24 protein-coding genes are annotated in these 22,250 nt (G+C 69.3%); 7 read left to right on the top strand and 17 right to left on the bottom strand.

What is annotated here, in order from left to right:
- Positions 1–12: 12 nt before the first annotated feature.
- From OG579_RS16040 to OG579_RS16030, 3 genes are all read right to left on the bottom strand, one after another.
- Positions 13–651 (bottom strand): TetR/AcrR family transcriptional regulator, encoded by a 639-nt coding sequence (locus OG579_RS16040; RefSeq protein ID WP_328856751.1) that lies wholly within the window; start codon positions 649–651, stop codon positions 13–15.
- Positions 652–671: 20 nt separating this feature from the next.
- Complete coding sequence (locus OG579_RS16035; RefSeq protein ID WP_328856750.1) at positions 672–1,748, bottom strand: amidohydrolase family protein; 1,077 nt, start codon at positions 1,746–1,748, stop codon at positions 672–674.
- Between the two features lie 149 nt (positions 1,749–1,897).
- Positions 1,898–3,961, bottom strand: coding sequence for a glycosyltransferase family 39 protein (locus OG579_RS16030; RefSeq protein WP_328856749.1), 2,064 nt, complete (start codon positions 3,959–3,961; stop codon positions 1,898–1,900).
- Positions 3,962–4,103: 142 nt separating this feature from the next.
- Here OG579_RS16030 and OG579_RS16025 point away from each other — a divergent pair, with 142 nt between their 5' ends.
- A complete protein-coding gene (locus OG579_RS16025) occupies positions 4,104–4,607 on the top strand; it encodes an SRPBCC family protein (RefSeq protein WP_328856748.1) in 504 nt (167 codons plus the stop codon).
- Between the two features lie 62 nt (positions 4,608–4,669).
- Here the strand turns inward: OG579_RS16025 and OG579_RS16020 are convergent, their stop codons facing one another.
- From OG579_RS16020 to fgd, 6 genes are all read right to left on the bottom strand, one after another.
- Positions 4,670–5,380 (bottom strand): enoyl-CoA hydratase/isomerase family protein, encoded by a 711-nt coding sequence (locus tag OG579_RS16020; protein ID WP_045821626.1) that lies wholly within the window; start codon positions 5,378–5,380, stop codon positions 4,670–4,672.
- Between the two features lie 9 nt (positions 5,381–5,389).
- Positions 5,390–5,953 (bottom strand): TetR/AcrR family transcriptional regulator, encoded by a 564-nt coding sequence (locus tag OG579_RS16015; RefSeq protein ID WP_328856747.1) that lies wholly within the window; start codon positions 5,951–5,953, stop codon positions 5,390–5,392.
- A gap of 11 nt (positions 5,954–5,964) precedes the next feature.
- Positions 5,965–6,852, bottom strand: a complete 888-nt coding sequence (locus tag OG579_RS16010; protein ID WP_328856746.1) for a DMT family transporter — start codon at positions 6,850–6,852, stop codon at positions 5,965–5,967.
- A 46-nt stretch (positions 6,853–6,898) separates the two neighbouring features.
- The gene (locus tag OG579_RS16005) at positions 6,899–7,699 is read right to left on the bottom strand and encodes an alpha/beta hydrolase (RefSeq protein WP_328856745.1); all 801 of its coding nucleotides are present in this window, start codon (positions 7,697–7,699) and stop codon (positions 6,899–6,901) included.
- Positions 7,700–7,780: 81 nt separating this feature from the next.
- Complete coding sequence (locus tag OG579_RS16000; protein WP_156377917.1) at positions 7,781–7,939, bottom strand: hypothetical protein; 159 nt, start codon at positions 7,937–7,939, stop codon at positions 7,781–7,783.
- A 170-nt stretch (positions 7,940–8,109) separates the two neighbouring features.
- Complete coding sequence (fgd, locus tag OG579_RS15995) at positions 8,110–9,123, bottom strand: glucose-6-phosphate dehydrogenase (coenzyme-F420) (protein WP_045821622.1); 1,014 nt, start codon at positions 9,121–9,123, stop codon at positions 8,110–8,112.
- A 187-nt stretch (positions 9,124–9,310) separates the two neighbouring features.
- On the opposite strand from fgd, the gene OG579_RS15990 reads away from it, so the two are divergent.
- A complete protein-coding gene (locus OG579_RS15990; protein ID WP_045821793.1) occupies positions 9,311–10,204 on the top strand; it encodes an SGNH/GDSL hydrolase family protein in 894 nt (297 codons plus the stop codon).
- A 3-nt stretch (positions 10,205–10,207) separates the two neighbouring features.
- Here OG579_RS15990 and OG579_RS15985 read toward each other — a convergent pair whose 3' ends face one another.
- From OG579_RS15985 to OG579_RS15975, 3 genes are read right to left on the bottom strand one after another with little or no spacing between them, the layout of a single operon-like run.
- A complete protein-coding gene (locus OG579_RS15985) occupies positions 10,208–11,551 on the bottom strand; it encodes a sensor histidine kinase (protein WP_328856744.1) in 1,344 nt (447 codons plus the stop codon).
- Positions 11,548–12,231: a response regulator transcription factor gene (locus OG579_RS15980; protein ID WP_328856743.1), complete on the bottom strand. Its 684-nt coding sequence runs from the start codon at positions 12,229–12,231 to the stop codon at positions 11,548–11,550. The genes OG579_RS15985 and OG579_RS15980 overlap by 4 nt, the downstream gene beginning before the upstream one ends.
- Before the next feature lie 30 nt (positions 12,232–12,261).
- Positions 12,262–12,897 (bottom strand): DUF5666 domain-containing protein, encoded by a 636-nt coding sequence (locus OG579_RS15975; protein WP_328856742.1) that lies wholly within the window; start codon positions 12,895–12,897, stop codon positions 12,262–12,264.
- A gap of 102 nt (positions 12,898–12,999) precedes the next feature.
- Between OG579_RS15975 and OG579_RS15970 the strand changes: the two genes are divergently transcribed.
- The 3 genes from OG579_RS15970 (at position 13,000) to OG579_RS15960 (ending at position 17,491) form a co-directional block, all read left to right on the top strand.
- The gene (locus tag OG579_RS15970) at positions 13,000–14,310 is read left to right on the top strand and encodes a DUF1800 domain-containing protein (RefSeq protein ID WP_328856741.1); all 1,311 of its coding nucleotides are present in this window, start codon (positions 13,000–13,002) and stop codon (positions 14,308–14,310) included.
- Between the two features lie 11 nt (positions 14,311–14,321).
- Positions 14,322–15,536: a DUF1501 domain-containing protein gene (locus OG579_RS15965; protein ID WP_408068689.1), complete on the top strand. Its 1,215-nt coding sequence runs from the start codon at positions 14,322–14,324 to the stop codon at positions 15,534–15,536.
- Positions 15,537–15,601: 65 nt separating this feature from the next.
- Positions 15,602–17,491: an ABC transporter ATP-binding protein gene (locus tag OG579_RS15960; protein ID WP_408068827.1), complete on the top strand. Its 1,890-nt coding sequence runs from the start codon at positions 15,602–15,604 to the stop codon at positions 17,489–17,491.
- 49 nt (positions 17,492–17,540) lie between these two features.
- Here the strand turns inward: OG579_RS15960 and OG579_RS15955 are convergent, their stop codons facing one another.
- From OG579_RS15955 to OG579_RS15945, 3 genes are read right to left on the bottom strand one after another with little or no spacing between them, the layout of a single operon-like run.
- Entirely contained in the window at positions 17,541–18,161 is a 621-nt protein-coding gene (locus OG579_RS15955; protein ID WP_328856738.1) for a TetR/AcrR family transcriptional regulator, read from the bottom strand.
- Entirely contained in the window at positions 18,158–18,544 is a 387-nt protein-coding gene (locus OG579_RS15950; protein ID WP_328856737.1) for a hypothetical protein, read from the bottom strand. The genes OG579_RS15955 and OG579_RS15950 overlap by 4 nt, the downstream gene beginning before the upstream one ends.
- 59 nt (positions 18,545–18,603) lie before the next feature.
- A complete protein-coding gene (locus OG579_RS15945) occupies positions 18,604–19,158 on the bottom strand; it encodes a TetR/AcrR family transcriptional regulator (RefSeq protein WP_328856736.1) in 555 nt (184 codons plus the stop codon).
- Between the two features lie 77 nt (positions 19,159–19,235).
- Here OG579_RS15945 and OG579_RS15940 point away from each other — a divergent pair, with 77 nt between their 5' ends.
- Positions 19,236–19,604, top strand: coding sequence for a DUF4267 domain-containing protein (locus tag OG579_RS15940; RefSeq protein WP_328856735.1), 369 nt, complete (start codon positions 19,236–19,238; stop codon positions 19,602–19,604).
- 22 nt (positions 19,605–19,626) lie between these two features.
- On the opposite strand, the gene OG579_RS15935 is transcribed toward OG579_RS15940, so the two are convergent.
- Both OG579_RS15935 and OG579_RS15930 read right to left on the bottom strand, forming a co-directional pair.
- Entirely contained in the window at positions 19,627–20,370 is a 744-nt protein-coding gene (locus tag OG579_RS15935; RefSeq protein WP_328856734.1) for a carbon-nitrogen hydrolase family protein, read from the bottom strand.
- The gene (locus OG579_RS15930; protein WP_328856733.1) at positions 20,367–20,993 is read right to left on the bottom strand and encodes a TetR family transcriptional regulator; all 627 of its coding nucleotides are present in this window, start codon (positions 20,991–20,993) and stop codon (positions 20,367–20,369) included. The genes OG579_RS15935 and OG579_RS15930 overlap by 4 nt, the downstream gene beginning before the upstream one ends.
- Positions 20,994–21,052: 59 nt before the next feature.
- On the opposite strand from OG579_RS15930, the gene OG579_RS15925 reads away from it, so the two are divergent.
- On the top strand, positions 21,053–22,168 hold the full coding sequence (locus OG579_RS15925) for an MFS transporter (protein ID WP_328856732.1): 1,116 nt from the start codon (positions 21,053–21,055) through the stop codon (positions 22,166–22,168).
- The last annotated feature ends 82 nt before the right edge of the window (positions 22,169–22,250 follow it).

Below are 22,250 nucleotides of genomic sequence, written 5' to 3'. Positions count from 1 at the left end.
GCCTATCGGCACTCATCCGAGTGGTTCGAGGGTGCGATGGGCCAACCGGCGGGCGGCCGCCGCAGACATCCCGAACGACCGCAGCAGAGTCTCGACCGACGCGTCGACATCGGCCTCGGTGACCGAGGTCGGATCGGCGAGCCAGGCGTGGACCAGCGCGAGCAGGTGGCCGCCGGTGATCGCGGTGGCCAGGTCGACGTTGTCGATCTGCAGGCGTTCGGCGTCGACCGCGGCGGACAGGTCGCGGTGGGCACGGGGACCCAGCCCGGTCGGCGACTCCATCAGGACGAAGCCGTAGGAGTCGATGATCTCGGCGGTCTGCCGGTGCGCGATGGCCAGCCGCCCCGCGTGCCGGAACGACGTGGCGAAGGCGTCGGCGGGGTCGGCGGTGCGGTCGGCGACGGTGTCGAGGTGGTCGCCGAGCGCCTCGAGAATCTGGTCGATCGCCGCGTCGAACAGCGACTTCTTGTCGTCGAAGTGGTTGTAGAAGGTCCCGAAGCCGACGTCGGCGGTGGCGGTGATGTCGGCGATGCTCGCGGTCGCGGCGCGTCCGTCGGCGATGAGCGTGCGCGCGGCGTCGATGAGGGCCTGGCGCGTCTTGGCGCGGCGTCGGTCGGTGCGGTTCTCCGGTGCCCTCGTCGGTGGTCGCACTGACCCTCCTCCACCTCAGTTCACGACAGACGCGATGCCAATCGGGGCAATTGTGCCAGCGCGTTGAGTCGTTCGATGCGGTAGCGCTGCTGTGGATCGAACACCTCGGCGAGTGCGGGCGCCGGATCGGCACCGGTCTGTCCCCGGTAGGTCAGTGCGCTGAACGGCCAGTCGGACCCGAAGACGATGTGGTCGATGCCGGTCACCTCCAGCACGCTGCGCATCGCGGCGGGTGACGACGACAGCGAGGTGTCGTAGAAGAAGTTCCGGATCTTCTCGTCGGTGCCGAACACCGAGACGGGCGGCGCGGAGGGGAACGCCTGGCGCGGCGTGGACAGTCGTTGGGAGAGGAACGGCACGCAGCCGCCTGCGTGGGCGAGGGAGAACCGGATGTTCGGGTAGCGGTCGATGGTGCCGGTGGCCATGAGCAGCGCCGCCGCGCGGGTCGTGTCGAAGGGGTATTCCTCGTAGAACGCGGGGAACGGCAGCTCCGGCCGGTTGCTCGGGGCGAGTTCGGCCGGATGCACGAACACAAAGGCCGAGCGTGCGTTCAAGGCGGCCATCACGGGCTCGAAGCGGGTGTCGCCGAGATAGATGCCGTTGTAGTTGCTGAGCAGCGCGACACCGTCGAGCTCGCGGACGTCGAGGGCGTGGGTGATCTCGGCCAGCGACGCGGCGACGTCGGGCAGGGGGAGGAACGCGAATCCGCCGAAACGGGTGGGGTACCGCGCGATCAGGTCGGCGAGGTAGTCGTTGCAGTACCGGTTCATCGCGCGGGCCTGCGCGGCCGGGAGGAAGTTCACCCCCGGGTCGGAGATCGACAGCACCTGGGTACCGATCCCGTGCGCGTCCATGAACGCCAACGCCTCGGCCGGCGACCACGACGGCACGGGGACGAAGGATCGAAGCGTGTATCCGCTCGCCTGCAAGGCCGACCGATAACGCGGCGGGAGGAAGTGCGAGTGCAGGTCGATGCGGTACCGGCCCGAACCCGTGGGGCCGGGATCGGCCACCGCCGCCGACGCCCCGTGCGCGAGGCCGGCGACCACCCCACCGGCGGCCAACGCGGTGATCGCCTGGCGGCGTGTGACATCCATGAGCATCCCCTACGGCCTGATCAATTCTGATGAATTGATCAGTTCGCAGTCAAACACGGGGCCGCCTCTAATTACAACAGGCGTTGAGAAACGACAGACGCCGATGGTCACGGAGGTGACCACCGGCGCCGCACGTCGTGTCGGGTCGCTCAGGTGAGCTTGTAGACCGTCTGCCCACCGACCGTGGTGGCGGTGTAGTGCTCGGCCACCCAGGTGGAGATCTCGGTGGCACTCGAACTCGATCCGCCCGGACCACCGCCCTGACCGCTGCCGATGTAGTAGCCGATCTTGCCGTCCTTCACGTACTGGATGAACTGCGCCAGCGTCGGGGTGGGGTCACCACTCCAGCCGCCGATGGCCATCACCGATGTACCACTGGCGATCTCGATTCCCGAGGCCGACTGCGAACCGTTGGTCGCCGCAGCCCACTTCGTGGTCGTGGCCTTGAGGAGCGTGGTCAGTTCGGTGCTCGTCGAACCCCCCATGCCGCCACCCATCCCGCCGGCGCGCTGCGTGGACGTCGGGGTCTGCGACTGCCCCTGCACCTGCGTCTGGGTTGCGGTGCCACCCGGGGCACCCGAGGGCCGCTGGCCGCTGGTGCCGCCCGCGCCACCACCGGGGCCACCACCGCCGGGCCCGCCCATGCCGCCCGAGGAGTCGGCGGTCTGCACCGCGGTGGGGATCGATCCGGTGTGTTCGGTTGCCGCCGTGGCGATACCGAAGGCCGCCGAGGCGCTGAACCCGGCGAGCGCGCCGACGAGGACCGCCGTGGCCACCGCCTTGCGCAATCCGAGTTTCCCGCCGACCACGATCACGAGGACCGTGATGACCGCGACCGCGCCGATCAGGTAGCGGGTCCACACCGGTCCGAAGTCGGCTCGATTCAGGAGCACGATCGACCAGCCTGCGGCCAGGGCGATCATGGCGCCCAACGCGATCCGGCCGTCCCACCGGTCCCGCAGCCGCCAGGCGTAGACGCCGCCGAGACCGACGAGCGCACCGATCGCCGGGGCGAGGGCCACGGTGTAGTACGGGTGGATGGTGCCGCTCATGAAGCTGAAGATCAGACCGGTGACGATGAGCCAGCCGCCCCACATGACCAGTCCGGACTTCTCGGTGCGCGAGAGACGATCGGTCTCCCGCACCCGGATGAACTGTCGCACCACGAGGTAGGCGCCGAAGACGATCACGAACAGCGCGACCGGGAGCAGCCACGAGATCTCGTAGCCCATCTCGGAGCCGAACAGTCGGTTCAGTCCGGTGGCACCACCGAAACTCGAACCGGCGGCACCGTTCCCGCCCATGCCGCCACCTCCGCCGCCGCTGGCGCCGAAGATGCGGCCGAGGCCGTTGTAGCCGAGCACGAGGTTCATCACCGTGTTGTCGGTGGATCCGCCGATGTAGGGGCGCGACCCGGCCGGCCACAATGCGACGACGAGGACCCACCAGCCGGCGCCGGCGATCAGCGACACCGTCGCGAGCAGGAGATGCCCGATCCGCCTGAGCCACCCGGTGTTCGCGAGGACCAGGTACGCGAGACCGAAGGCGGGCAACACCAGGAGGCCCTGCAGCATCTTGGTGAGGAACGCGAAGCCCAGTGCGATGCCGACCAGCGCCAGCCATTTCCCCGATCCCGCGGCGATCGCGCGGATCAGGCAGTACCCGGCGGCGACCATGAGCAACACCAACAGGGCGTCGGGGTTGTTGAAGCGGAACATCAGCGCGGCGGCCGGCGTGAACGCCAGCACCGTACCGGCGATGAGACCCGCGACCTGGCCGTGGCGCGGGTTCGAGACCGTGCGCTTCACCGTCGCGTACAGCAGGAACACCGCGAGGACCCCCATCAGTGCCTGCGGCACGAGGACGGCCCAGCTGTTCATCCCGAAGATGCGCACCGAGAGCCCGGTGACCCACAGCGACGCCGGGGGCTTGTCGACGGTGATGAAGTTCTGTGCGTCGAGCGAGCCGAAGAACCACGCCTTCCAGCTGGTGCCGCCGGCCTGTGCCGCCGCGGCGTAGAAGCTGTTGGCGTAGCCGTTCATCGACAGGTTGCACAGGTAGAGCACCGCGGTCACCACCAGCAGCACCGGTAGCGGCGCGCGGGTCAGCAGGCGCGAGCGGGTGCTCTGCGGGGTGTCGTGGACGATCCGATGGCGACCACCATCGGGGTCCGGATCGGCGGGCGGTCGCGCCCGGTCGACGAGGGTGGTCATGATGCCTCCGTGGGTAGCTCCGATCGGCAGGGCGCCGATCGGTACGTTCCTCACGATGTCCGTTCTGTCTCCTCTGGGGCTGGGCGGATGCTGGGAGGTCCCTGGGAGCCCCTCACCCCTCGCGCACTGGTAGGAACGGGTGATGATCGCAGACCGGTGGGGCGTCGACACCGCGGAGACCTCGCGTCTATTCCCCTGCGACGACATCGTGTCGCGGCCGGTGCTGCAGGCGTGGCGTGGTGTGACCGTCCACGCGACCCCCGACCGCGTGTGGCCGTGGATCGGTCAACTCCGTCTCGCGCCCTACTCCTACGACTGGATCGACAACCTGGGGCGCCGCTCACCTGCCGAGTTGACCGGTCTTCCGGAACCAGTTGTGGGAGAACACTTCATGTCCTGTGGCGGACGACCACTGGGCGAGATCCTCGACGTGGTACCGAACGAGGCACTCACCGGCGAGATCGCCGGCGCGGTGATGTCGTACGTGCTGGTGCCGACCGGCGAGCACACCCGACTGCTCCTCAAGATCGTGATGGCCCGCGGCCGCCTCATCGCACCCCTGGTCTCGGTCGGCGACCTCCTGATGGCGCGCCGGCAACTCCTCAACCTCAAGGCCCTCAGCGAGATGACTGAGAAAGGCCACTGAGCGGACCGGCATCGCCGTGGGGACGATGCCGAGCCGCTGGGTGGCATATCCCAGCCGGGAACTCAGCTCTCGGCGATGGCGGCCTGGCCACCGACACCGCTGACGGTGGCCCGCAGGCCGGCGGCGGTACGCGCGTACATCGAGGCCTTGATCTCGCCGATGGTGCGGCCGCGGGTGTGCTTGTTCGCGTGGGCGTAGGCCAGCGCTGTGGGCAGCACGTCGTCGAGAGTGGCTGCGGCATCGACGATCCCGAGATCGTGGGCCTGCTGACCGCCGTACCGCTTGCCGGTCACGAGCATCTCGTGGTTGACCCGGGCGGGCACCTTGTCGCCGACGAGCATCACGCTGCCCGGGGCGTAGCTCGCGCCGATGGTGACACCGGGCATGCAGATGTAGCCGCGGTCGGACCGCATCACGACATGGTCGTGGGCGAGGGCGAACAACGCGCCACCACCGAAGGCGTGACCGGCGACGGCGGCGACGGTCGGCATCGGGAACACGAGGATGCGTGCGAGCAGTTCCTGCACGCTCTGGATGTAGGGGTCGACCTCGTCGACATGGGTGAGCACCCACCCCGTGTCGAGGCCGGTCGAGTAGAACTTGCCCTCGTTCGTGGTGACCAACGCCGTAGGACCCTCGCTGGCCTCGACCTCGTCGAGGAGTGCGTTGATGGCCTCGACCTGCGGCGGTCCGAAGACGTTCTCGTCGTCACCACCGCCCTCGTCGCCGAGGTGGAGCACGAACACACTGTCGTCACGGGTCAGATGGGCCACGGCCCCACCCTATCCACCCAGCACGGCCCGGCAGACGAGGTCGGCGACCTGATCGTCGGTCATCGAACTCCCCGGGACGAGCATGTGCGAGTACACGACCCGCGCCGCGAACTCCGATGCCCCGCGACCGTCGGGGTGCAGCGCGCCGGCGAGGGCGGGCTGGGCGTCGAGGTCGGGCAGGCAGCGTTGCACGATCACGTCGATGATCGTGGTGTCGGTCGCGCGGTCGGGCCCGCTCGCGACCAGCGTCGACACCAGTTCGCCGGGCTCGTTGCGCAGGAGGTACTGCAGCGCCTCGTGCTCGCGGATGTAGGTCAGCGTCTTCGTGACGAGGGTGTGGACCTTGTCGTGCGGATCGTCGACGGCCAGCATCCAGCTGTCCATCCGCTCGTGCAGCACCGACACCTCGCGGTCGACGATCGCGGCGAGCAGTTCGTCCCGACCTCCGAACATGCGGTAGGCCGTCGCGCGTCCGACGCCGGCGTGCCGGGCCACCGAGGTCAGGTTCAGGGCCTGCGCGCCGAAACGCGACACCACCGACACCGCCACGTCGACCATGCGCTCGCGATCCATGACTGGAGACGTTAGGCGGTACGCGCACGTCGTCGCGAGATGGCGACCCCGGTGAGGCACATCGCGCCGCCCACCAGTCCGAGCAGCGTCGGCACCTCGCCGAGGGTCACCCACGACAGGAGAATCGCGATGGCCGGGACGGTGAGGGTGGTGGCGGCCATCTTCCCGGCGTCGGTGCGGGTGAGCGCGTAGGCCCATGTGGTGAAGGCGATCGCCGTGGGACCGATACCGAGGAACACCATGCCCGCGATCTGGCCGGCCGAGGCGTCGGCGATCTCGCCGACGGCCTGCGGTGCGAACGGGACGGTCACCAGCAGGCCGGCGAGGCATCCGACCCAGGTGGCGGTGATGGCGTCGACCGAGCGCAGCGCGACCTTCTGCATGAGGACCCCTGCGGCGTAGAGCACGGCCGTCACCAGTCCGAGTGCGATGCCGAGGGTGTCGTTGGAGCCGCTGCCGCCGCTGCCCCCGAACGCGATGAGCAGGACGCCTGCGAAGGCGATCACCATGCCGACCACCAGCGGCCGCGGGAAACCCTCGGCCATGAACAGGCCCGCGAACACCGCGACGATGATCGGCGCGAAGTTGACCAGGAGCGCCGCGGTGCCGGCGTCGAGATGTTGCTCGGCCCAGTTGAGCAGCACGGTGTACCCGCCGAACCACGCGACGCCGTACCCGATCACCAACACCAGCGCCCGCCCGCGCGGCAGCGGCCGGCGATACCGCAGGGCGATGACCGCCAGACCGATGAATCCGACGGCGAGGCGCCCGAAGGCCAGTCCGCCGGGCGAGAAGTGGTCACCGACCGAGCGGATGACCACGAACGACGACGCCCACAGCAGCACCGTCACGACGGCTGCGAGAACGGGAAGGGTCGCGGGGTCCAGTCGACGGTTCACGGGGACAGCCTGCGCGAGGAGACCCCGCGCCGACAAACGGGTTTCCTCAGCTGCCGCCCACGAACCGGGCGAGACGTTCGGCCATCGTCTCGGGGTCCCACGAGTGGTGCGCCCCGGTGACACGTTCGGCGCGCCCGTCGTCGGCCGCCGCCGCGATCGCCTCGGCCGCCTCGGCCATGCCCGGGAACGTCTCCGTGCCGACGACCGCGAGCACCGGGACCCCCACGGATCCGAGGATCGAGGTGAGCGGTTCGGCGGCGACCGCGACCAGCGCACGACCGTCGGGGCGGAGGCTCTCGACCTGCGCGATCACCGCGGGCCAGATGCCGTCCTCCCGTGCGCGGTCGATGAACTCGGCCGGCATGTCCCTCATGTACTGCCGCTGCGCGCCGTCGCGGTCGCCGGCGTCGAGGCGGCGTTCGAACTCCTCGATCCATTCGCGGGTCTCGTCGCCCGAGTGCATGAACGGGGCCTCCCAGAGCACCAGTCCGGTGACCGGGAGTCCGGCGCGCGCGGCCTCGATGGCGATCGCGCATCCCGACGAGTGGCCGCACAGCACCGCGGAACCACCGGCGGCGGTGATCATCGCCGAGACGGCCGCCAGCTCCCTCTCCAGGGTGATGACCCCGTCGGCGGGGCTCTCGTTACGGCCCAGGCGGTCGTGGACGATCGACGCGACACCCCTGTCGGCGAGCAACGCGGCGGTGGCGGTGGTGATCGGATCGCCGGCACGATGCGGGCCCGCGCCGGCGACGAAGACGACGGCGCGACCGGCGGAGGGGGCGGAGGGACCGTGTCGGTCGAACGCGACGGTGTCGCCGAGGGTGGTGGTGGCGAACTCGGTCATCGGTGGATCTCCTCGGATCGGTGCGGTGGTGTCACCGTGTCCGACCCGATCCGGGGGCAGAACTCATCGCTCGCCGGGCAGCTACCGGGTGCGGGCACCCGCCACGTTGGCCGCGGTGAGATCGAGGGACTCGTAGGCGTGATCATCGTCGCGGGTGACGAGGTAGGCGGTCAGCACCACCATCGACCATGTCGACAGCACGAAGGCCTGGATCACGATGAGCAGAGGAAGAATCGACATGTGTCACGGCTCCTGTGGAGATCGGGGCGCACAGCTCGCGAGAGCGGGCCCCTGTGGAGTCGGCATTGACTCGAACGGTTGTGAGCCTCCCAGGCTAGGGACCGCAACCGTCCGCGTCGACCGTGGCCGCCCGCTCTGTGACGAGCTCGACACACGCCGTGAGCAGGTGCTCAGCCCAGCTTGCGCAGCCGCGGCTCGAGATCGGTCTGGAAATTGGTGAGGAACCGCTGCTGATCGTGACCCGGTGCGTGGAACACCAGGTGGTTGAGCCCGGCGTCGGTGTACTGCTTGACCTGCTCGACGGCCTCGTCGGGGTCGGAGGCGACGATCCACCGTTTGGCGACCTGCTCGATCGGGAGTTCGTCGGCGAGACGTTCCATCTCCGTCGAGCTGTTGACGCTGTGCTTCTGCTCCTGTGTCAGCGACAGGGGCGCCCAGAACCGGGTGTTCTCGAGCGCCAACTCCGGGTCGGGGTCGTAGGAGATCTTGATCTCGATCATCTTGTCGATGTCGGCGACGTCGCGCTCGGCCTTGCCCGCGCCCTCGGCGACCGCGGGCAGCAGCTTCTCGGTGTAGAGCTCCATCCCCTTCCCCGAGGTGCAGATGAAACCGTCGCCCGCGCGTCCGGCGTAGCGGGCGACCACCGGGCCGCCGGCCGCGACGTACACCGGGACGGGCCTCTCCGGGATGTCGTACATGTAGGCGCCCTGGGTGGAGTAGTACTCGCCGTCGAAATCGACCTGCTCGCCGGTCCACAGCTCACGCATCAGCGCGATGGCCTCGCGCAACCGGGCGAAGCGTTCCTTGAACTCCGGCCACTCGCCGGTGAACCCGGTGGCGTACTCGTTGAGGGCCTCTCCGGTGCCGACGCCGAGCATGATGCGGTCGGGGTACATGCAGGCCATCGACGCGAAGGCCTGTGCGATGACCGCGGGGTTGTAGCGGAAGGTCGGCGTCATCACCGAGGTGCCGATCTGCACGCGCTTGGTGCGCTCACCGACCGCGGCCATCCACGCCAGCGAGAACGGCGCGTGGCCACCGTTGTGGCGCCACGGCTGGAAGTGGTCGCTGACGGCGACCGAGTCCATGCCGTGTTCCTCGGCGGAGACCGCGATCTCCACGAGCTCACGGGGATCGAACTGCTCGGCCGATGCCTTGTAACCGAGTCTCAGTTGCTGCGCCATCGCTGTGCTCCTGTCCGAGGGATCGCCATGAGGCGACTTACGTACCATTCAACCTAGCGCCAGAGTTTCGGTGGGACATAGGTGCGGTCTCGATGCGATGAAAGATTCATCCGGCCAACACCTTCCGTGGTACGAATCGAACCGGCGTCCCCCGTTCGGAGGACACATCGGTATCGAGAGGTTCTTCATGCGCACACGGATGCTCGCAGCGGTCGGAGCGGCCGCACTGACGCTCGCGGCACTGGTCACCACGCCGGCGTGGGCCGCACCGGGACCGCTGCCCGATCCGTCACCGACCGCGACCTACTACGTGTCGCTGGGCGACTCCTTGGCCGCCGGCTACCAACCGGACACGAACACCGACGAACCGGTCTCCTACACCGACCGCATCTACGACGCCCTCAAGGTCTCGGACCCGAACCTCGTGCACGTGCGGTTGGGCTGCAGCGGCGAGACGACCGCGACGATGATCAACGGCGGACGGTGCACCTACGCCGGGGCGTCGTCGCAGCTCGATCAGGCGACCCGTTTCATCGCCGCGAACCGGGCGCGCGTGAAGTTCGTGACCCTCGACATCGGCGCCAACGACCTCTACCGCTGCCTCAACGGGTCGGTCACCACCGGTTCCTCCGCGCTGGGGATCCCCGACGTCGGCTGCATCGGCGGCGCACTGCAGACGGTCGGCACCAACCTGTCGACCATCGACGGGCGGCTGCGCACCGCAGGCGGCGCCGGTCCGCGCTACGTGGGCATGAACTACTACACGCCGCCGCTGCGGCGGTGGCTCGACAGTGCGCAGGGCAAGGTGTTGGCCCAGGGCACCGCGGCGGCCGACAACCTGTTCTCCGACACCATCCGCTCGGCGAACAGCGCCAACGGGTTCGCCACCGCCGACGTGCTGAACGCGTTCTCCAACAACGACGTCCTCACACAGGTCCCCGTCGACGGCTTCGGGCCGCTCCCGAAGAACGTCGCCCGGATCTGTCAGTGGACGTGGGGATGCACGCAGTACAAGGACATCCACGCCAATCCCACCGGACACCGCGTCATCGCCGAGGCATTCCTGCCGCTGCTGAGGTAGCGGTCACCGCGCGGGAGACAGCGGGAGGTCGAGGCGGAAGACCGCGCCGTCGAGACCCGGCGGCGGATCGACGAGGACGAGATCCCCACCGTGCGAGCGGGCGAGGCCGCGTGCCAGCGCGAGCCCCAGCCCCGAACCCCCCGACCGGCGATCGCGCGAGGCGTCGAGCCGGACCATCCGTTCGAAGATCCGCTCGCGGTCGGCCGGGGCGACGCCGGGTCCGGTGTCGGCGACCTCGAGGTGCGCCCACCCCGGCGTGGCGTACACCGACGCGGTGACCGCGCCACCGGGTGGCGTCGCCTGACAGGCGTTGTCGACCAGATTGGCCACCACCTGGCTGATGCGTCCGGCGTCGGCCACCAGCGGCGTCGCATCCCCCCGCACGGTGACCGCGATGTCGGGGTGGATCACCGAGACACGGGCGACCTGATCGGCGACCAGCGAGCGCAGCTCGGTGGGCGACGGGCTCAGCGTCAACCCGGCGTCGATGCGTGCCATGTCGACCATGTCGTCGACCAGTCGACCGGCGCGACGGGTCTCCTGGACCAGCAGCAGACAGAGCTGTTCGCGATCCTCGACGGGGGTGTCGCGGTCGGACTGCAACAGCGTCTCGGCGATGGCCGCCACCCCGGTTATGGGAGTGCGCAGCTCGTGCGCGGCGTCGGCGACGAACCGTCGCACCGACTGCTGCGCGGCGCGTTCGCGCGCCTCTGCACCCTCCAGCGAGTCGAGCATGTCGTCGAATGCCGCTGCGGTGCGACCGAGTTCGGTGTCACGACGTTGCGGGGACAGCCGTCGTCCGCGATGGCCGCCGGTGATCGACCGGGCGAGACCCGTCATCGCGTCGAGCGGGGCCAACGCGTAGCGGACCGCGAACCACAGCAGCGCCGCGGTGAGCAGGAGGGCGACGATCCCGGCGATCGCCATGCCCCACAGCAGGCGGGACTGCAGTCGGTCGAGGAGGCGGTTGTCGACCGACAGGGTGAGTTCGGCGCCCTGGGTCCACGCGCGCCCTCCGCGCAACCGCACCACGCGTCGTTCCTCGCTCTCGCCGGGCGAGAGCGGCCGGCCCACCACGGTGCCGTCGGCGAGGATCAGCTGGGCACGTACCGAGCGGCCGTCGATACGGGTGAGGAACGCCTCGGGTCCGGTCGCGGTGCGCGCCAGCTGACGCGCGTAGGCGATCCGGTCGGTCAACAGGGTGTTCACGTCGCGGTGGGAGACCGCGGTGAACAGCGTTGCCGTGGTGACGATCACGGCGATCAGGACGACCGACAGGACCCCGAGACAGATGGCGGTGACGCGGAAACGCAGCGATCGCGTCCGCAGCGGCGAGGTCTCGGTCACGACGACCTCACGGGCCGGGCACTGTCGAGGGTGTATCCCCGGCCCCGTTCGGTGTGGAGCAGACGCGGTCCGTGCTCCTCCAGCTTCCTGCGCAGGGCACTCATGTGCACCTCGACCAGGTTGGGGTCGTAGTGCTCGTAACCCCATACCGCCGTGAGGATCTGGGTCTTGGTGAGCACCCGACCCCGTCGCTGCGCCAAGACCACGAGCATGCGGAACTCCGTCGCGGTCAACGCGATCGGTGTCCCACCGCGCACCACGACGGCGGCGTCGGGGTCGATCACCAGGTCGTCGACGTGGACGATCGAGGCTCCCCGCCCGCGCCGGCGCAGGACCGCGTGGACCCGGGCGACCAGTTCGGCCATCTCGAACGGCTTGATCACGTAGTCGTCGGCGCCCTCGGTGAGGCCGTGCAGTCGGTCGGCGACGGTGTCACGCGCGGTCACCATCACGATGCCGGCGTCGCTGCGGCGTCGGACGATCTCCAGCAACGCGAACCCGTCCGAACCGGGCAGCATGACGTCGAGCAACACCACATCGGGCCGGAACTCGGCCAGGTCGAGTTCGATCCGTGCTCCGTCGCCCCGGGCCAGCACCGAGTGCCCGGCATCGGTCAGCGCGGCCGAGATGGCCACACGGATCGACGTCGAGTCCTCCACGAGCAGAACCGACGAACCCATCAGTCCATGATGCCCCGGTCGGTGCGGCCGTCAGCTCGGTTGGCTCGTCGCGCCCGGTGTCGCCGAGGCGCTCGGTGCGGTCGACGACGCCGCGGGGACATTCCTCTTGGCGATGCGGGTGGCGTCGATGGTGCCCGAGTCGTCCTCGCCCCCGGACGCCTTGCCCACGACCGCGACGCGGTCGCCGACGTGGAAGTCCGCCTGCTGCGCAGGCGCCTTCGCCGTACCGAATGTCGTGTTCTGCCCGATGGTCACCTCCCACGTGCGTCCGCCGCGGCCCGAGATCGTCCACGACGACCCGTTGATGGCGGTGATGGTCCCCGCCACCGCGCCGCGGGCGTGCCGCTTGGCCGGTGCGGTCTGGTTCTCGCCACCCTCACCGTTCGACATCTGACGTGAATACGCCGAGTTCGTGTGCGCGGAGTCGTCGTTGCCGGTCGCCGCCCACCCGATGCTGCCGCCGATCACACCGCCGACCACCAGTCCGACGACACCGGTCACGATCGCGGCCCGACGCGTCCCCGAGAACCAGGAGGCCCGCTGCGGCGGCTGTTGCGCGGACGGCGGCGTCCCGGCTGGTGGTGGGAACGCCGGCGGCGCGGGCGCGTCGAACCTCTCGGTCGGCGGCTGCTGTTCCGGCTGGTGCGGGTCGTGTGGATCTGTCATGCCGACCACGCTAGGGACGGAGGAGACCGCGGAGCTGAAGACCTTCTTAAGGTCGGGCCGCGAGCCTTCCCGATTCGTTCGGCGCGACCACAGACTGGCCGCATGACCGACACCACAGCTTGGGTGAGCGCCGCGCGCGTGGTGCGTCGACTCGGTTTCGGCGCGACCGGCAAAGAGGTCGACGCGGCCGTCGCCCGGGGAGTACACCGATGGGTCGCCGATGTGTTGGCCGCCCCGCCGGCGGCCGACCCGGGGGCGATCGCCACCCCCGCGCCCCGCCTCGATGCGATCGCCGCGCCGGGGCGAGCGGTCTCGGCCGCGATGCGCAAGAAGGTGAATTCCGAGCGCTCCGATCAGCAGACGGAACTCACCGCGTGGTGGCTGCGCCGGATGGTGTCGGTGCACAATCCCGCCCCCGAGAAACTCACGTTCGTGTGGCACAACCACTTCGCGACCTCGGCGCAGAAGGTGCGCGACGCCTCGGCGATGCTGGCGCAGAACGAGAAGCTGCGGTCGATGGGGCTGGGCGAGTTCCGGCCGCTCGCGTACGCGATGCTCACCGACGCGGCGATGCTGCGGTGGCTCGACGGTGCACAGAACACGAAGTCGGCCCCCAACGAGAACCTGGCGCGCGAGTTCATGGAGTTGTTCGCCCTCGGCCACGGCAACGGCTACACCGAGACCGACGTCCGTGAGGGCGCCCGGGCGCTCACCGGGTGGCGCACCACCACCGATGGGGCCACGGCCCTGCGGACCCGCGCGCACGACACCGGCACGAAGACGGTGCTCGGCGTCACCGGCGACCTCGACGCGTCGTCGTTCTGCGACGCCGTGCTCGGCCACCCGGCGTCGTCGGGGTACGTCGCGACGAGCATGTGGCGACAGCTCGCGAGTGATGCCCCGCCGCCGCCCGACACGCTGCGCCGCCTCACCGACGCCTACGGCCCCCGACGCGACCTGCGTGCCCTGGTCACGGCCATCGTGACCGATCCCGCGTTCACCACATCCGGCACGTCGATCGTGATGTCCCCCGTCGAGTGGATGGTCGGGCTCGCGCGCGCCCTCACCCCGCAGGTGACGCCGCAGCAGATCACGATGATGACCTCCGCGCTGCGCACCCTCGGGCAGTTGCCGTTCTTCCCCCCGAGCGTCGGAGGATGGCCCGCGGGGCAGGCGTGGCTCTCGACGGCCGGCGCCGAGACCCGCTTCGCCGTGGCGACCCGATTCGCCGCACACGCGACACCGGCGGTGGTCATCGACGCCGCACCGCGCGACCGGATCGACGCCCTGGGACACCTGCTCGGGGTCGGGAGATGGTCGGACCGGACCGCGTCGGTGCTGCGGACCGCCGTCGGTCACCCTCCCGCGCTGACCGCGATCGGCCTCAACAGTCCCGAATACCTCACCGCATGAAAGGCCCACGGATGCAGGTCGATCGACGGAGATTTCTCATCGGCTCGTCGGTGGTGGCCGCGCTCGGCGTCGCGGGTGGCGCGACCGCGTGGTCGGTCGAGGAGCTGACCGCGACGGCCGTGGAGCATCCGCGCGCGGACGGCGACGGGGTGGTCGTGATCGTCACGCTCTACGGCGGCAACGACGGCATCAACACGGTCATCCCCTACTCCGACAACGCCTATCACGACGCCCGGCCCGAGCTCGCCTACGCCGAGGACGATGTCCTCCATCTCGATGGACAGCTCGGCCTCAATCCCGCGATGACGGGGTTGCACGACCTGTGGGGTGCGGGGTCGCTCGCGATCGTGCGTGGTGTCGGCTACCCGAAGCCCGATCACAGCCACTTCCGGTCCATGGACATCTGGCAGACCGCGTCGCCCTCGGAACCCGTGCACACGGGGTGGATCGGCCGGTGGCTCGACGCGACGGGCGACGACCCTCTGCGGGCGGTGAACGTGGGGTCGGTGCTGCCGTCGTTGGCCGTCGGTGAGCGCGCCACCGCCGCGGCCCTCAACACCTCGGGGACCCCGCTGGCCGCGGCGTCGGTCGCGACCCTGGCGGCTCTCGGCGCACGGTCGGCATCGGATTCTGCGGCCGAGTCGATGGTGTGTGCGTCGTACGCGGCCGAGAAGGTCGCCTCGGGCACCTTCTCCCCGCTGCTGGGCGGCTCGTCGTCGCGCGGCGGGACGGGCGGGCGTGGCCACGGGGGTCAGTCGCTCGCCGATCAGCTCGCCGTCGTCGGCCGGTGCGTGAAGGCCGGGGTCGCGACCCGCGTGTACTCGGTGCAGCTGGGCGGGTTCGACACCCACGCCGACGAACGCGGCACGCAGCAGAAGCTGCTCGGCGAGCTCGATGCCGCACTGTCGGGATTCCTGGCCGACATGCGCACCGATCCGCGCGGGCGTGACGTGGTGGTGATGGCGTACTCCGAGTTCGGCCGACGGGTGCGGGCGAACGCCTCCGAGGGCACCGACCACGGCACCGCGGGCCCGGTGTTCGTCGCCGGCGCCCCGGTACGCGGTGGCTTCTACGGCGACGAACCGAGTCTCACCGATCTCGACGTCGGCGATCTCAAGGTCACCACCGACTTCCGCGACGTCTACGCCGAACTGCTGGCCCGGGGCATCGGTACCGACCCCACACCGGCCGTCGGGGCCGGGAGGAAGCCCGTCGGATTCCTCTGAGCGCGAACGGGGCAGGCTTCCGTTGACCTGAACATTGGTTGATGTCTTACGCTCGGATGATGTCCATGGAATCCGTCGCGTACAACTCGCTGTACCGCTCGATGTCGCGGTCGGAGAAGAAGTCGCGACTGCCGAAGGAGGAGCGGCGTCGCACCATGCGACGGATCGGTCGGTTCGCCCGTCCGCACCGCACCCGCATCGCCGTCTTCCTCGTGTTGAGCATCGCGACCGCGATTCTCACCGTCGCCACCCCACTGCTCGCCGGCCGTGTCGTCAACCAGATCACGGGCAACGGCCACACGTCGGTGATCGTGTGGCTGTCGATCGCGATCGCCGTCATCGCGCTGGTGGAGGCGGGTGTCGGACTGCTCGTGCGGTGGTTGTCGGCGACGATCGGCGAGGGCCTGATCCTCGATCTGCGGCGCACGGTGTTCGACCACGTGCAGACGATGCCGATCGCGTTCTTCATGCGGACCCGCACCGGAGCGCTGGTCAGCCGCCTGAACAACGACGTGATCGGCGCGCAGCGCGCGTTCAGCGACACGCTCTCAGGCGTGGTGTCGAACCTCGTGACGCTCATCCTGACCATGACCGTCATGCTGTTCATCTCGTGGCAGATCACCCTGTTGGCGTTGGTGTTGTTGCCACTGTTCGTGGTCCCCGCCCGACGCATGGGTGCGCGGATGGCGGCACTGTCGCGCGAGGCCGCCGAATACAACGCGATGATGTCGACCCAGATGACCGAGCGCTTCTCCGCGCCCGGCGCCACCCTCGTGAAGCTGTTCGGCCGCCCCGACGAGGAGTCGCGCGAATTCGCCGCCCGCGCAGCCAATGTGCGCGGTATCGGGGTGCGGCGCGCGGTGCTGCAGGCCGTCTTCGTCACCATGCTGACGCTCGTGTCGGCGCTGGCGCTCGCGCTGGTCTATGGCGTCGGCGGCTATCTCGCCGTGCACGGACACCTGAACGCCGGATCGGTGGTGTCACTCGCCCTGCTGCTGACACGGATGTACGCGCCGCTCACGGCGCTGGCCAACGCCCGTGTCGAGATCATGAGCGCCCTGGTCAGTTTCGAGCGCGTCTTCGAGGTGACCGATCTCGTACCCCTCATCGCCGACAAGCCCGACGCGCGCGAGTTGCCCCGCGGACCGGTGTCGATGCGTTTCGACGGCGTCCGGTTCGCCTACCCGTCGGCCGACAAGGTGTCGCTGGCGTCGCTGGAAGAGGTTGCGCAACTGGACAACCGCGGCGGCGTCGAGGTGATCCACGATGTCTCGTTCGAGGTACCCGCCGGTTCGATGGTCGCCCTCGTCGGCAGCTCCGGCGCCGGTAAGTCGACCATCGCCCAGCTCGCCACACGGCTCTACGACGTCGACTCCGGCGCCGTCACGGTCAACGACATCGACGTGCGTGACGTGACGTCGGCGTCGCTGCATCGCGCGGTCGGTCTCGTCACGCAGGACGGACACCTGTTCCACGACACCGTGCGCTCCAATCTGATGCTCGCCGCTCCCGACGCCACCGAGGACGACATCTGGGCCGCCCTGCGGCGCGCCCGGCTCGAGGAGTTGGTGCGGTCGTTGCCCGACCAGCTCGACACCGTCGTCGGCGAACGCGGGTACCGGCTCTCCGGTGGTGAACGTCAGCGGCTCACGATCGCACGACTACTGCTGGCCGAACCGGCCGTGGTGATCCTCGACGAGGCGACCGCCCACCTCGATTCGACGTCGGAAGCCGCTGTACAGGAGGCGCTCTCGGAGGCCCTGGTCGACCGGACGTCGATCGTGATCGCCCACCGGCTGTCCACCGTCCGCGCCGCGCAACAGATCCTCGTCCTCGAGGACGGGCGCGTCATCGAGCGCGGTACCCACCTCACCCTGTTGGCGTCGGGTGGTCGCTACTCCGAGCTCTACCGCACCCAGTTCGCCGATCAACAACCCGCCGACGTCACCGTCTGACGTCACGCTCCACTTCTCCGGTCGCGCTCCACGTACAAGCGGAGCGCGACTACGCAAGCGGAGCGCGAACGCCACCGAGGAACACCTCCGTGACGTGGTCGGCGTACGTATCGGGGTCGAGGGTCGGGTCGGCGTCGAGGTGGTCGAGCATGGTGTCGACCATGCCCTGATAGGTGACCGCGAGCAGGGCGACATCGAGGTCGGGCCGGATGTCGCCGCGTTCCTGACAGCGTCGCAGCAGCTCGGCCTGACGGCGGTGGAGCGCAGCGTATTCGGCGGCTCGCTCGGCAGGGTCGCCATCGGCCGTCGCGAAGGCCGCACCGACCTGGCGAACGGTCCGCAGTTCGGCGGGGTGGGTGGTCGGCAGACCGGCGGCGCGGTGGATGGCCGTGGTGAACAGTGTCGCCGCGGGGGCGTCGAGATCGACATCGACCGACACCGCCTTCTCGAGGGCGACGAAGGCGCGACGCGCGCCGGCCACCAGCAGTGCGTCGAGGTTCTCGTAGTACCGCCACAGCAGACCCTTCGACACCCCGGCCTCCTCCGCGATCGCCTCTGCGGTCGTCGCGGGCAGGCCGTCGCGGCCGATCAGGTCGATCGCCGCGCGCTCGAGTTGCTCCTTGCGCGCGTCGGGGCTCAGGCGTCGACGTGGGGTGGGAGTGACCGTCACACGCGTTCCCGCACAACGGATCCGATGATCCCGAGCATCACCAGCGCGATCACGATCATCTCGATGCGCATCCATCCCGGGGCGAAGTCCGGGATCATCGCCTCGATGACGTTGGCCAGGAACAGCACCGCCGCGATGATCCCGACGGCGCGCAGGGCCGCCACGCTTCCCCGCTGTGCCGACCGCAGTCGCAGCGGCAGCAGCGCGGCGAACACGACGACGACGACCGCGTGGACCCACGCGTCCCGAGGGGCCTGATCGGGCGCCACCGCCGACAGGATCGCCAGCGCGACCACGGTCAGGACCGCGATCACGACGTAGGCACGCACCAGGGTGCCGATGATCGGGATCATCGTCCGGTTTCGGATGTCGCGTGTGGTCATGCCGATGACACTAATGACTACTCGGTCATTAAGTCAACGGTGCATCTGCGCGCACACGTTCAGCCGAGCATCGAGACAAGCGCGTCGACGCGCGCATCGCGGGTGTCGGACGGGAGGCGGCCGTCGCGCGCGAGCGTCGCGAGACCGTGCAGTGCGCTCCACAGGACCTCGGCCCGCGCGTCGCGCGACGGGCCGTCCCCCACCACGTCGGCGATGGTCGCGAACGCATCGAGGAGCTCCGGCGGTGTTGTGGTGGTGGCGAATTCGGCAAGGATCGGCATCGAGAACATCGCCGTGTAGGTCGCGGGGTTCGTGGCGGCGAATTCGAGGTAGCGCTCGATCACCCCGCGCCGTCGATCGAGTCCGGCGTCGGGTTCGGCGGCCAACATCTGTGCCATCTGCGCGAATCCACGGACCGCGACCGCGTCGACGATGCCGGCGCGACCGCTGGGAAAATGCCCGTAGAGGACCGGAGGGCTGTATTCGATCTCGTCGGCCAGGCGGCGCGTGGTGACCGCGGCCCACCCCTCGCGCTCGGCGATGTCGGCCGCGCATTCGATGATGCGGGCTTCCCGTTCGGCGCGCTCCCGAATCTTTCTGTCCTGTCGTGCCACTAACTGAATCTAACAGTGATAGCTTTCCTAGCAACGATCTATCACCGATAGATCTCCAACCGTGGATAGGACCCGTCGTGGCACACCTCATCGGACTCGCCCTCACCTGGATCGGTGCACTCGGCATCATCGGTATCGGCCTGGCCTACCTGACGAAGAACGAGAAGAACGCGGCAGGATTCGGCCTGCGGACCTACCCGAGCGAGGACGCCCGCGGGTGGTGGCAGGTCAAGGGCATCCGCGACGTGACCAGCGGGATCGCCCCGATCGTGTGGATCTTCCTCGCTCCGGCCCAGCTCGGGTGGCTGATGCTGGTGCTCGCCATCATCCCCACCGGGGACGCCGCGATCGTCCTGAGCAATCGCGGATCCACCACCTCCGCGCTGGCCATCCACGGCCTCACCGCCGTCGCCATGGTGGTCGCCGCGGTGCTGCTGCTCGTGTAGGGGGCCAGGTGTCGGCCGCCTGCTACTCGGGGTCCGGGGATGCCTGGCGCTCGAGGTCCGCGACCGCGAACTCCCCCGGTGTCACACCGGCCTTCGCGACAGGTTCGCCCCGACGGACCCAGATCCCCGATCCGCCCGAGGTCTCCCTGTACCCACCGCCGGACGGGCCGGCGAATCCCGCGAACACCACCGGAACCCCGAACCGCTCGATGATCGCGCGTGCCCGCTCGTCGAACGCTCCGATCTCATGTGGGGCATGCACCAGACCTGCCGCATAGACATCCATCCCGAGTGCGGCCGTCAGGTCGAGATGCTCGGGCATGCGCGTGTCCTTGCAGACACCGAGACCGACTCGCCACCCGTCGACCTCGATGACACCGGGCGACATCCCACGTCGGTAGGCCCCGAGTTCCGGCCCACCGAGGGACATCTTCCGGTAGACGACCCGTGCGCCACCGGAATCGACAGCGATGACCCCGATGGTGCGGCCGTCGCCGTGGTGAACCGCAGCACCGACAAGCGCGACCGAATCAGCGACTGCGCACGCCTCGATGAGCGGTTCGAGTGCAGCATCGCCCGGGCTCACGACTGGTGCGTCCATCGAGTACCCGGTCAGCGACAACTCCGGGAACACCACCAGGCGCGCCCGACATTCTCGAATTGCCCGTGCGTGCGCGTGGGCGTTCGCCGCGACATCGTCCAGCACTGTGTGCGGTTGGGCTGCCGCGACGCGAAGCGTCCGCGACCGCTCCGCCCGCAGACTCACTCGACCGTTCCGGTGAGAATCGCCGCGAGACCGGCACGGAACCGCGCATCACGATCTCCGGAGAGGATGGCGACGCCATCAGATCCCGAGTGCGACGTCGACGGGCTACCCGCACGGACTTTGGCGACGAGTCCGTCCCACTCGCCGGACGCGGTCAACGCGAGGTAGGCCTGCTCCTCGATCACGAAGCCGAGGGTGAAGTTGCGCAACGCGAAGGCGATGTCGCCGGCGTCGAACGGCGCGATGACGAGGGGCGCCAACAGCTTACGCAGCGTCGTCGAGATCGCGACTGTCGCGGCGAACGGCGCATATGAGCCCGCCACGATCCGTCCGCCATCGCGGAACCCCAGCATTGCCTGACGCATTCGCGCACAACACTCGATGATCTGATCGGCTTGTGGAGAGTCGAGCCCGAGACCATCGAGATCAATGGTCGCGTAGACGGAGTCGGCCAGTGCACGTTGCAGATCGCGTTTGTCCCGGAAGTGCTTGTACAGCGCGCCCGGTGTCACGTCCGCCGCGGCCGCCAGCCGCCGGACGGTGAGGGCGTCGAGACCGTTCTCGGCGACATAGCCGTGCGCGATCGCCACCAGGCGATCACGATTGAGTCTCTGCACGGCCATCGCCTGAAACACTACGTCCGCCGTTGACGCCGGTGGAGGATCCGTTTACCTTCGGCTAGGTGAACATTGTTTACCTAGCTGCTCGCGCCTCCACCTCCCGCATGACGCTCGCGGTCGCGTGCGTCGGCCAATTGCTCGTGGTGATCGACGGGCTGATCGTGACCGTCGCCCTGCCCGCCATCCGATCCGACATGGAGCTGTCGCCGACATCGCAGAGCTGGGTGGTCAACGGCTACCTGCTCGCCTTCGGTGGTCTGCTCCTCCCCGCCTCCCGTGCCGCCGACCGACTGGGACACCGACGGGTCTTCATCGCCGGTGTCGCGGTGTTCACCCTCGCGAGTCTGTGCGCCGGCCTCGCGCCGAACGGTGGAATGCTGCTCACCGCGCGCATCGCGCAGGGAATCGGGGCGGCCGCGGTCGCACCCACCAGCCTCAGCCTGCTGACCACGACGTTCACCGGCCCCGCGCGTTCCCGGGCACTCTCCGCGTGGAGCGCCACCTCCGCCGTGGCCGGCGCCGGTGGCCTCGTCGTCGGTGGCATCATCACGTCCGAATTCGGTTGGCGATGGGTGTTCTTCACGAACGTGCCTGTCGGCGTGGCGCTGTTCGCCTTCGCCGCAGCCCTGTCCGCGGTCGCGAGCTCCGACGAGACGCCTCCGACGACCGCATACCCGTGGCGGGCGGTGCTGCGGCGTCGCATCGTGCTCGCCAACCTGGCGATGACGGCACTCGGGGCAGCGATGACCGCGGCCCTCTATTGCCTGTCGCTCTTTCTCCAGAACACGCAGGGGCGCACCCCACTGGAGACGGGTTCGCTGTTGCTTCCGATGAGCGTCGTCCTCGCGCTCGGCGCGGTTGCGTCGCCTCGACTTCTCACCCGGTGGGGTACCCAACGCGTGCTGAGGGCGGGAACGATCATGGCAGCGGTCGGGGCCGCGACGCTGGCGATGTCGATGAACGACGACTGCGCCGGAGCGGTCCTTGTCGGCGCGACGCTCGTGTGGGCATGCGGCACAGGCGTGCTCACCATGCCCACCGTCTCGCTGGCGACCTCTGATGTCCCACCCGGCGCCGCCGGCCTGGCCTCCGGTGTGATGTCGGTCGCCCGGCAGATCGGCGGGGTGGTCGGGATCGTCGCCGTGGTCGCGCTGGGTGTGGTCCCGGCTCCTGGATGAGGGATCTCAGCGGCAGACGGCGAAAGTCTGCAGGCAGGGACCCGGCGTGGACGTATGGTCCATGCCGACCCGCTCCGTGCAG

This window comes from Williamsia herbipolensis (genome assembly GCF_036153515.1).
Classification (GTDB): Bacteria; Actinomycetota; Actinomycetes; order Mycobacteriales; family Mycobacteriaceae; genus Williamsia_A; species Williamsia_A herbipolensis.
Note: the sequence above shows the minus strand (reverse complement) of the source record. Positions and strands in the feature narration are given on the sequence as shown.

Excerpts from the sequence above, each read along its gene's own strand:
- OG579_RS15970 (WP_328856741.1), top strand. The coding sequence starts at position 13,000 with ATGACCGACACCACAGCTTGGGTGAGCGCCGCGCGCGTGGTGCGTCGA.
- fgd (WP_045821622.1), bottom strand. The coding sequence starts at position 9,123 with ATGGCGCAGCAACTGAGACTCGGTTACAAGGCATCGGCCGAGCAGTTC.
- OG579_RS16035 (WP_328856750.1), bottom strand. The coding sequence starts at position 1,748 with ATGGATGTCACACGCCGCCAGGCGATCACCGCGTTGGCCGCCGGTGGG.
- OG579_RS15980 (WP_328856743.1), bottom strand. The coding sequence starts at position 12,231 with ATGGGTTCGTCGGTTCTGCTCGTGGAGGACTCGACGTCGATCCGTGTG.
- OG579_RS15930 (WP_328856733.1), bottom strand. The coding sequence starts at position 20,993 with ATGGCCGTGCAGAGACTCAATCGTGATCGCCTGGTGGCGATCGCGCAC.
- OG579_RS15990 (WP_045821793.1), top strand. The coding sequence starts at position 9,311 with ATGCGCACACGGATGCTCGCAGCGGTCGGAGCGGCCGCACTGACGCTC.
- OG579_RS15960 (WP_408068827.1), top strand. The coding sequence starts at position 15,602 with ATGGAATCCGTCGCGTACAACTCGCTGTACCGCTCGATGTCGCGGTCG.
- OG579_RS16000 (WP_156377917.1), bottom strand. The coding sequence starts at position 7,939 with ATGTCGATTCTTCCTCTGCTCATCGTGATCCAGGCCTTCGTGCTGTCG.
- OG579_RS15975 (WP_328856742.1), bottom strand. The coding sequence starts at position 12,897 with ATGACAGATCCACACGACCCGCACCAGCCGGAACAGCAGCCGCCGACC.
- OG579_RS16005 (WP_328856745.1), bottom strand. The coding sequence starts at position 7,699 with ATGACCGAGTTCGCCACCACCACCCTCGGCGACACCGTCGCGTTCGAC.
- OG579_RS15965 (WP_408068689.1), top strand. The coding sequence starts at position 14,322 with ATGCAGGTCGATCGACGGAGATTTCTCATCGGCTCGTCGGTGGTGGCC.
- OG579_RS16030 (WP_328856749.1), bottom strand. The coding sequence starts at position 3,961 with ATGACCACCCTCGTCGACCGGGCGCGACCGCCCGCCGATCCGGACCCC.
- OG579_RS16025 (WP_328856748.1), top strand. The coding sequence starts at position 4,104 with ATGATCGCAGACCGGTGGGGCGTCGACACCGCGGAGACCTCGCGTCTA.
- OG579_RS15950 (WP_328856737.1), bottom strand. The coding sequence starts at position 18,544 with ATGACCACACGCGACATCCGAAACCGGACGATGATCCCGATCATCGGC.
- OG579_RS16015 (WP_328856747.1), bottom strand. The coding sequence starts at position 5,953 with ATGGATCGCGAGCGCATGGTCGACGTGGCGGTGTCGGTGGTGTCGCGT.